The sequence below is a fragment of the Streptomyces sp. BE303 genome (genome assembly GCF_036290945.1).
Classification (GTDB): domain Bacteria; phylum Actinomycetota; class Actinomycetes; order Streptomycetales; family Streptomycetaceae; genus Kitasatospora.
The window spans coordinates 1-1,821 of sequence record NZ_JAQYWZ010000752.1 but is presented as its reverse complement, the minus strand read 5'-3'; the positions used below and the strand labels follow the sequence as shown (position 1 = coordinate 1,821).

The 1,821-nt window shown below is 69.6% G+C and carries 1 protein-coding gene and 3 pseudogenes; all 4 read left to right on the top strand.

Features of this window, described 5'->3' with window-relative positions; translation table 11 throughout:
- A pseudogene (locus PUR56_RS22720) lies at window positions 1-136 on the top strand (IS5/IS1182 family transposase); the annotation flags it as partial.
- Between the two features lie 69 nt (window positions 137-205).
- Window positions 206-436 (top strand): annotated as a pseudogene (locus tag PUR56_RS43545) (transposase family protein); the annotation flags it as partial.
- A gap of 55 nt (window positions 437-491) precedes the next feature.
- A complete protein-coding gene (locus PUR56_RS22715) occupies window positions 492-1,649 on the top strand; it encodes an ISL3 family transposase (RefSeq protein ID WP_329950268.1) in 1,158 nt (385 codons plus the stop codon).
- Between the two features lie 93 nt (window positions 1,650-1,742).
- Window positions 1,743-1,821, top strand: a pseudogene (locus PUR56_RS43540) (helix-turn-helix domain-containing protein); the annotation flags it as partial.

The following is a 1,821-nucleotide window of genomic DNA, read 5'->3' as shown; positions in this document are numbered from 1 at the left end:
GGTGATCGAGCGCACCGTCGCCTGGCTCGGCGGCTTCCGCCGACTCCACCGCCGCTACGAACGCAAGGCCGACCACTTTGCAGCCTTCGCCAGCATCGCAGCCGCCCTCATCTGCCACCGCCGACTCTCCAAATGAGATGTCTTCTTAACGTCCACTGAGGGGTCCGTGCCGGCGTGATCGGGCGGTGGGCATGACCTCGGCGTGATGGATTCGGTGCGTGTGGCGGACCTTCTCTTCCCGGGGATCGGCGTGGAGGTCGAGGAGATGGTTCTTGGGGATAGCGAGGTTCGTCTCGCCGTGCGGTCGGTGGCGGCGTCGGCCGTCTGCCCGGGGTGCGAGCGAAAATCATCGCGGCTGCACTGCTATTACCGGCGGCGTCTTGCGGACCGTCCGGTCGCGGGTCGGCGGGTTCGGCTGGACCTGAGGGTGCGTCGTCTCGTATGCGGCAACGACCAGTGCGACCGGCGGACGTTCGCCGAGCAGATCGCAGATCCCGGCTTTGACGTCCCGCCACGCGCGTCGCACGACCGCGCTCACCGCTCAGCTCACCGACATCGCCCTGTTCTTGGGCGGCCGGGCCGGAGCCCGGATCTCCGGGCGTCCGGCCATGACCACGTGTCGGGACACCCTGCTCCGTCTCATCCGGGCGCTACCCGTCCCGTCGTCGGGCCTCGTCCCGCGTCTGGGGGTGGACGAGTTCGCCATCCGGCGCGGTCGCACCTACGCGACGGTCCTCGTGGACATGGACACCCACCGGCCGGTCGACGTCCTCGCCGATCGCGCCGCGAACACCTTCGCCACCTCGCTGCGCGACCACCCCGAAGTGCGGACGATCTGCCGCGACCGCGCCGGATCCTTCCGCGACGGTGCCTGCACGGGTGCGCCGCAGGCCCAACAGGTCGCCGACGCCTGGCACCTGCTGCACAACCTCGCCGAGGCCGTCGAGCGCGTCGTCGGCCGCCACCGCGCCGACCTGCGCGAACCCCTCGACCTCGGAGAAGAGCGGGATGAGATGCCCCGTTCCGGAGCTGCCGGCTCGAACGAGCTGGACGTCCACGGCCGGCCGCGTCCCCTGGTCGCCCGCACGCGCGAGCGTCACCAGCAGATCCACGAACGCATCGAGCGCGGCGACAGCCTGCGGGCCATCGCCCGTGAACTCCGTCTCAGTCGCGGCACCGTCCTGCGTTTCGCCCGAGCCGCCGACGTGGAGCAACTCCTCGTCGCGGCGACCCACCGCCCCAGCGTGATCGACGATTACCGGCGCTACTTGCACCACCGGTGGATGGAGGGCTGCACCAACGCCTCCGCACTCACCCGTGAGATCCAGCAACTGGGCTACCGCGGTGACGTCAACACCGTTCAGCGTCATCTGCGGCTCTACCGAACCGGAGCGATCCCGGCGGAGGCCCCACCACCCCACCTGACTGTCCGCCGCGTCACCGACTGGATCATGCGCCGACCCGAGCGGCTCGACGATACCGAACGCAAGTGCCTCGACGAGCTGTGCGAACGCAGCCCGGCCCTGGCCACGACTACCCAGTATGCCCGGCGCCTGGCGACCATGGTCCGCGAACGCCGCAGCGAGCACCTGGCCCTCGATGTCTGGCTCGCCGACGTCCGCCTCGACGGGCAACCCGAACTCCGCTGAGCTTCCCCCGGTGTGTGGGAGGCGCTGATTACTGAGCATTTCGGGTTGTCGTCGGGTAGTGACGGTTCGTGATCCCTGCGGTATGCCGTTGGTGTGAGGTATCCGGAGGGTGGGGGCCTGACCGCTGAGCGTCGGGCGTTTCGTGAGGGGATCCGGTTCCAGGCCGGGATGC